At 49.9% G+C, this 7,109-nt stretch carries 5 protein-coding genes; 4 read left to right on the plus strand and 1 reads right to left on the minus strand.

Annotated features, from left to right (window positions below; all coding sequences use genetic code 11):
- Positions 1 to 11: 11 nt before the first annotated feature.
- Complete coding sequence (locus METPAY_RS14050) at positions 12 to 2,879, minus strand: PAS domain S-box protein (RefSeq protein WP_052418639.1); 2,868 nt, start codon at positions 2,877 to 2,879, stop codon at positions 12 to 14.
- A gap of 274 nt (positions 2,880 to 3,153) precedes the next feature.
- On the opposite strand from METPAY_RS14050, the gene METPAY_RS03735 reads away from it, so the two are divergent.
- From METPAY_RS03735 to METPAY_RS03750, 4 genes are all read left to right on the plus strand, one after another.
- Positions 3,154 to 4,020: a class I SAM-dependent methyltransferase gene (locus tag METPAY_RS03735; protein ID WP_048149903.1), complete on the plus strand. Its 867-nt coding sequence runs from the start codon at positions 3,154 to 3,156 to the stop codon at positions 4,018 to 4,020.
- 215 nt (positions 4,021 to 4,235) lie between these two features.
- The gene (locus tag METPAY_RS03740; RefSeq protein WP_048149905.1) at positions 4,236 to 5,645 is read left to right on the plus strand and encodes an aldehyde dehydrogenase family protein; all 1,410 of its coding nucleotides are present in this window, start codon (positions 4,236 to 4,238) and stop codon (positions 5,643 to 5,645) included.
- A 35-nt stretch (positions 5,646 to 5,680) separates the two neighbouring features.
- Positions 5,681 to 6,406 carry a 4Fe-4S double cluster binding domain-containing protein gene (locus tag METPAY_RS03745; protein ID WP_052418641.1) on the plus strand — a complete coding sequence of 242 codons (726 nt, stop codon included), beginning with the start codon at positions 5,681 to 5,683 and terminating at the stop codon, positions 6,404 to 6,406.
- A gap of 21 nt (positions 6,407 to 6,427) precedes the next feature.
- Positions 6,428 to 7,109, plus strand: a 682-nt coding sequence (locus METPAY_RS03750) for a deoxyribonuclease IV (protein ID WP_052418642.1), incomplete at its 3' end; no start/stop codon positions are given.

A 7,109-nucleotide genomic window follows, 5' to 3' on the forward strand; every position in this document is an offset into this window, starting at 1 on the left:
AAACCTTTTTTTTAACAGCCGGATATTACGCGGTATTTTCCTTCCGGAACAGTCATTTCAAATCTTACACCCCTGCCCTGGAGGCCACATTCTCTTATCTCTATACCGGATATCGCGAGGATCTCCCTGGCCAGGAAGAGACCTAAGCCGGTATTTTTGCCGAACCCGCGCTCGAAGATCAGTTCCTTGTCGTCATCCGGGATCCCTGTTCCGTCGTCCTTCCAGACTATACTGTATCCGCCGTTTTCGGAACGCATGCATGAGACCTCCACCCGTGAAACCGACTCACCGCCATGCCTCAAGGTATTGTCGAGAAGCGTGTCGAAGACCTTCCTCAGGATGGGGTCCGCTAAGATCTCTATATCGCAGCCGGTTATTTCAAAAGGAAGAGAACTCTGGCTTTTCACAACAGCGAGAATTTCAGCAAGGTTCTGCCATACAGGCACATGCGAACCGAGGTTCTCGTACTCTCTTGTGAATTCGATCTGCTTCTGGATCTTTTCAAGAAGTTCATGGAGGGTATCTATGTACTGGCCGTACTCCGGATCTTCAGGGTTTTTCAGCAGTTCGATGAAACAGTAAGCAGCCATGACGCTGTTCAGGATGTCATGACGTGTAATGCTGTAGAGGAGTTTCAGCTTGTGGTTTGCATTCTCAAGTGTTTCCCTGATATTTTTAACATCCCCGACATCATCGAAGAATCCCAGGACAATAAATGAGCCGTCCTTATTACTCTGTGAGATGCAGGCATTGATTTTCAGGTGCTTCTTTTTCGTCTCACCTTTTTTTATGTATTCAAAATTAAAGTCCTCGAGATAACCCTTCTCCAGGAGAGTATCGGTCATAAGATCGCTTCCGGCAGGGTAGGAATGCAGAATATCTTTCAGGGATCCTGGACTGCCTGTAACTTCTTCCGGAGAGGAGAAACCGAGAATTTTCGCCCCGGTTCCATTAAGGCTAAGAAATTCACCTTCCGACGTGCTGGTGAATATACCGATGGGAGCATTTTCGATCAGGTTCCGGTATTTCTCTTCGCTCTCCCTGAGTTCCCTGTGACTATTTTCCAGTTCGTCGAAGCCCTGGCGCAGTTCTTCATCCATTGCCGCAAGCTGTTCATACGCAGAAGTCAGTTCTTTATTCCTGTTTATCAGGGCTTCCTCTGATTCTTTTTTGGCTGTGATATCCCGGATCGATTCGATGGCACCGGTGATTTTACCGCCGGAATCATAGAGTGGTGTTGCGATGAACCAGAGATAGGCGCCTTTGCCATCGTATAAATACGGAATCTCGAACTCGGATATGAGCCTGTTCCCGTCGGTTATGACTGAAGGATAATGAGATTCACCAAGAAGATCGCTGTCCAGGACCATATCGATAAGAATGGGCTTTCTTTCCCTGTAGAAGGGCAGGGCATACTCGTAATTTTCCCTGCCGACGATATCTTCGGACCGGATCCCAGTCATCTCCTCGATAGCCCGGTTCCATGCAATAACCCTGCCGTGATCGTCTATTACGAACGTTGCATCGGGAAGGAAATCGATGATGTCCATCAGCTCCTGCCTGCTCTCTCTTAATGCATCTTCGGCACGCTTCTGTTCGGTAATATCGGAAACCATGGCAAACGAACCTCTGAAGTTCCCGCTTTTTCCAAAGATAGGAGTTGATTTCACCTTCATCCACCTGATCTCCCCGTCCTTTCTCATCATTCTCCGGACATATAGACCGGTTGCACCCCCTTTCCTGTGCTCGACCTCCGAAAGGTGAGCTTTTTGATCCCCTTTATGGATGAACGATGAGATCTTTCTCCCGAACATCTCCCCTGTGGAGTATCCAAGCATCTCAGCCATTTTTTTATTTACGAAGGTGGTCATCTCCCTGTGGTCCATCTCCCAGATTCCTTCCTCCGCCGTCTCGACAATGCGCCTGAATTTTTCCTCGCTCTCACGGAGGAGAATTTCTTTTTGCCCCAGTTCTTCGTAATTCTGCCTGAGCTCCTCTTCGGCCGCCTTGAGCTGTTCATATGCCCCCTGGATTTCGTCGTTTCTGCTCTCTATGGTCTTCAGGTGCATCCTGAGCTCTTCATTGAGCTCGGCGAGTTTTCTGTTGCTTTCCTGAAGTTCATCTTCGGCTGCCTTTCGTTCAGTGATCTCGTCAAGTATGATCAGCAGGGCCGGCTTCTCTTCCCAATGAATAAGAGTGGAGTGAATCTTCACCCAGTGTGTATTCCCGGAAGAATCGAGGATCCTGAATTCATACTCATCGGGAGCACTTTTTCCTGCGATTCTGCGTTCATAACGGCCGAGTACCATCTCACGATCATCGGGGTGGATTAAATCGTCAATAGATTTTCCGACCAGCTCACCCGGGGGAACATTGAGAATGGAGGAAAAACGGGGATTGGAAAACCTGACCAGGCGGTCCTGTGCAATGAAGATCGCTTCGTTCGCTTTTTCAACGAGCAGGCGGTACTTCTCTTCGCTGTCCCTTAGTGCTGCTTCGGTCTGCCTTAACGCGATCGACTGTCTCACCTTGTGAACAAGCTCTACAAACTGGGAGTTGGGTTCTCCACCCTTCTGGATGTAGAAATCGGCTCCGTTTTCAAAGGCCTGGATTACAACCTCTTCCCGGCCTTTGCCTGTGAAAATAATGAATGGTATTTTGTTGCCTGAGGCCCGGATGGCCTTCAGGAGCTCGATACCGTCCATTTTGGCCATCTGGTAATCGGAGATAACCGCATCATATTTTCCGGTTTTCATCAGTTCAAGTGCAAAAACTGCGGATTCGGCTGTATCGACTGAAAAGTCACCGCTCTTTTCAATAAATATCCTTGCGAGTTCGAGAAGAACGGGTTCGTCGTCGACATAAAGAATCTTTATCATGAGGGTGATCACCGAATCCCTTTGTTGTAGAATAGGGGAAGGTTCTGTAATAAATTATCCTTGTTCCGGATAGCCGAATATAACAAACGACATCAAATTTGACATAGATCGATTCCCGCATGTAAACCGTTAATGATTATATATTGCGGCTTATCAACCATATATTGTAAATCCATCCTTAAACGATCGGTTTCCGGAAATGAAGATATTAAATTTATTTTCAGTAATTCCCGGACTATTCAAAAAAGAAAGAAAGATTTACAGAGGCAAAGACATGCAGAATTCAAAGAATATAAAAAACTGGATCGACTGCTGGGAAGCGTCGAAAAAAGATTCGGAAAAACCAGGGAACATGGGAGATCCCGAAGTATGGGAAAAAAGAGCGGAGATGTTCGCACACAGGCTCAAGCCCGGAAAACGGCAGGGAAGAACGAACATGGTACTCGAACTCCTGGAGGAGGTCGGTTTTAAACCGGAGGGGTCCCGTGTCCTCGACATAGGCTGCGGTCCGGGAGCGTTGGCAATTCCCCTTGCCCGTGCCGGTGCCGAAGTTACGGCAATCGACATCTCCTCGAAGACACTGGAATACCTGAAAGATAATGCAGAGAAAGAAGGACTCTCGATAAACCCCGTCAAATGCCACTGGTGGACTGCGGATATAGACGAACTCGGGTTCAGGGACCAGTTCGATCTCGTGATATCGTCGATGACCCCGGCGATTAAAGACTTCGAGACATTCGAAAAGATGAACGCCTGCTCGAAGAACTACTGCTACCTCAGCCATTTCATCAGGAAAACCGACAACGAGGTTGACCCGGAGATCTACAGGGATATCCTGAAAACAGAGCCTCCACGCCGCAAGTCTGAAGGGACGATACCCGGATTCTTCTATATCTTCATGTACGTCTACCTCAACGGGTACAGTCCGCTGGTTACGATCAACCACAGGCAGCCGGAAGGCGATAATGGATGGAAAGACGCTGCAGAAAGAGCAATCGAATTTTTGGAGGCTGAGTATGACTGCACGGAATCGGTCAAATCGGAGATCATGGACTATTATGAAAAGAAGGCAAAGGCCGGGGAAGACCTCTTTGGATCGGATGTATTCATAGGCATGATGGCATGGTCGAAGGACAAGTGAACCGAAATATTATAACTCATAACCCGGTAATTCACTCCGAAATTATATTTTTTTAATACTCGCAAAATTTTTGCATACCCCCACATAACAGTTCGAATCTTCACTAAAATTCCGGCAGGGATAAAGATAAAGCGTCTTAAAAGAGATAAGAGATTGCCATTTTAAGGCAGACCGGAAAGATGCCTGCCTGGATCAGAAACGCGAGGGTGAACGATATGAATACGGAAAATGATCCCCGAAAAGTTATAGAAGTGATAAATCCGGCGGACGGTTCTACCATCGGGACTGTTTCTGCCGGAACTGCTTCAGATATCGGTGCTGCCGTCGATGATGCCTCCGGAGCACTTGCAAAGTGGTCGCCGCTACTTCCGAGGGAGAGGGGGAAGAAGCTCTTCAACGCCGCAGCGGCGATCAGGAAGGATAAGGACAGGCTCGCATCACTCCTGACGTCCGAGCAGGGAAAGCCGCTTGCCGAATCTAAAAACGAGATCATGGGCTGTGCAAACGTGCTTGAATACTATGCCTCAATCTCGGGATCGATCACAGGCGAGGCTCTTCCCAAGTCCGATTACGGCTACTCGTTCACTATAAAGAAGCCGCTCGGGGTCTGCGGTGCGATCATCCCGTGGAATATGCCGGCCCTGATAATGGCATGGAAGACCGGGCCTGCACTCGTCGCCGGAAACGCTCTGATCGTAAAACCTGCGACATCGACACCGCTTACGTGCATGGAGATGGCATCGGTAATACACGGGGCAGGGGTTCCTGAAGAGATACTCCGGGTGATCCCCGGAAGCGGGGATGAGGTCGGAAACGCGATCGCCGCCCACCCTGAGATAAGAGCGGTATCGTTCACCGGATCGACAGAGACAGGAAAACTCGTCGAAAAGGCAGCCTGCGGAACGGGAAAACACCTTACACTTGAGCTTGGCGGAAGCGACCCGATGATCGTATGCGACGACGCCGATATCTCTGCGGCGGCGGCAGGTGCGGTTGCCGGACGTTTCTATAACTGCGGCCAGACATGCACGGCCGTAAAGCGCCTGTATGTATTCGAAAGCGTTGCAGACGAGTTCATGAGGGTACTTGAACCCGCGGTTGCAGGGATAAAGATCGGAAACGGGCTCTCTCCGGGTGTAAGGATGGGGCCGATGAGCAGCAGCACGGGAAGGGAGAGGATCGAAGAGATCATAGACTATGTCCGTAACTCGGGCGACGGGGGGATCACAAGAGGCGGCCGGATCCCGGAAGGTGCAGAATATGAAAAGGGCTTCTTCTATGAACCTACGATCATAGCCGGAGTCTCAGGCGAAAGCAGGCTCATGAAAGAGGAGGTCTTCGGCCCCGTGCTCCCTGTTTCCATAGTCTCCGGGATGAATGAAGCGATAGAGTCGGCGAACTCGACGAAATACGGCCTCGGCGCCTCGGTCTGGACAAGAAACATAGGGCGGGCGACAAGGGCCGCAGAAGAGATCGACGCCGGTATCGTGTGGATCAACAGGCACTTAAAGATCCCCCCGGAGGTTCCGTTCGGCGGGGAGAAGGCAAGCGGAAGCGGAAGGGAAAACGGAATTTATGCACCGGAACGTTATATGACAGAAAAAACAGTCATAGTCTCGCCTTAATAGCAGGAAGGAACTCGGGATACAGGAACCTATCAATGAGTGATTTGAAGAAAGAAACTACGCGAATTACAGAAGAGCTTGACAATTTCATCGGCAGCTGCGATGCCGCAATATGGGGCTACTGCGACCTTTCAGGCATTACTAACCGTCCTTTCCCGGAACTCAGGAACGGGATATCGATGGGGATAAAACTGAACCCTAAAATAGTCCTATCCCTGAAGGAAGGGCCGGGAGAGGAATACACCCGTGAATATGACGAGGTCAATATCCGGCTGGCGGAACTTGCCGGGAAAGTTTCCGAATTTCTCAAAGATCTTGGATACAACGCCGGTTTCATACCCCCTACACAAAGTCTCAACGACCCGGAAAAACTCTATGCAAAATTCCCACACAAGACTGCTGCAACCTTGTCCGGTCTCGGATGGATCGGGAAGAACGCACTTCTGGTTACAAAAAAATACGGGTCTGCACTTAGGATCATCACGATATTCACCGACTCCCCGGTAACCACGGGAGATCCTGTTGTAAAATCATACTGCGGAGACTGCAACAATTGCAGGGAGCTCTGTCCTGCAGGAGCTGTACGGGGTGTGAAGTGGTCGCAGGGAATGTCGAGGGAGGAAATTCTCAATACACGCGGGTGCTTTGAATACAGCAGAAAAATGGGATACGAAGCCGGCCCGGGACATGGAGTATGCGGGAGATGCATCGTAGTCTGCCCGTGGACTGAAAAATACCTGAAACGGGAAGGCGTCCTGTAATCAAAACGGGGATTCCTGAAGATGAGTGTAAAAGTGGGCTGCCATGTTTCAATCGCCGGATCGATCGATCAGGCCGTCGATCGTGCAGAGAAGATCGGGTGCGACACCTTCCAGGTGTTCACCGGAAACCCGAGAGGATGGAATGTCAAGCCTCTCGAAGAGAATGCTGCCAAATCATTCAGGGATAAAGTGACTGCATCAGGCATCTCTCCGGTTATAGCTCATATGCCGTATCTCCCGAATCCCGCATCGCCGAAGGATGAGCTGTACGAAAAGTCATGCAGCGTCCTTCTACGTGAACTTCAGAGATGCGATACTCTCGGAATACCATATCTTGTCACTCATCCCGGAAGCCATTTAGGGAGCGGAAGAGAGGGAGGAATCGAAAGAATCGCAGGAGCAATCGATTCGGCACTCGCGAAGGATACGGGAAGCACCTGCATACTTGTCGAAAATACAAGCGGATCGAAGAACTCTATCGGAGGAAGTCTTGAGGATATTAGCGACATTCTGGATGCTGTGTCCGGCACCGGGAAGAAAAGAACCGGCGTCTGCTTCGACACCTGCCATGCATTCGCTGCAGGTTACGATCTCTCTGAAAAGTCCGGCCTCGATGATCTGCTTGACAGATTCGAGTCGTTGATCGGCCTTAAAAGACTGAAGGTCATCCATCTCAACGACTCGAAAGGAGCAGTCGGAGGAC

It is taken from the genome of Methanolacinia paynteri (assembly GCF_000784355.1).
Taxonomy (GTDB): domain Archaea; phylum Halobacteriota; class Methanomicrobia; order Methanomicrobiales; family Methanomicrobiaceae; genus Methanolacinia; species Methanolacinia paynteri.

Coding starts and splice junctions, on each gene's coding strand:
- METPAY_RS14050 (WP_052418639.1), bottom strand. CDS start 2,879: ATGATAAAGATTCTTTATGTCGACGACGAACCCGTTCTTCTCGAACTC.
- METPAY_RS03735 (WP_048149903.1), top strand. CDS start 3,154: ATGCAGAATTCAAAGAATATAAAAAACTGGATCGACTGCTGGGAAGCG.
- METPAY_RS03740 (WP_048149905.1), top strand. CDS start 4,236: ATGAATACGGAAAATGATCCCCGAAAAGTTATAGAAGTGATAAATCCG.
- METPAY_RS03745 (WP_052418641.1), top strand. CDS start 5,681: ATGAGTGATTTGAAGAAAGAAACTACGCGAATTACAGAAGAGCTTGAC.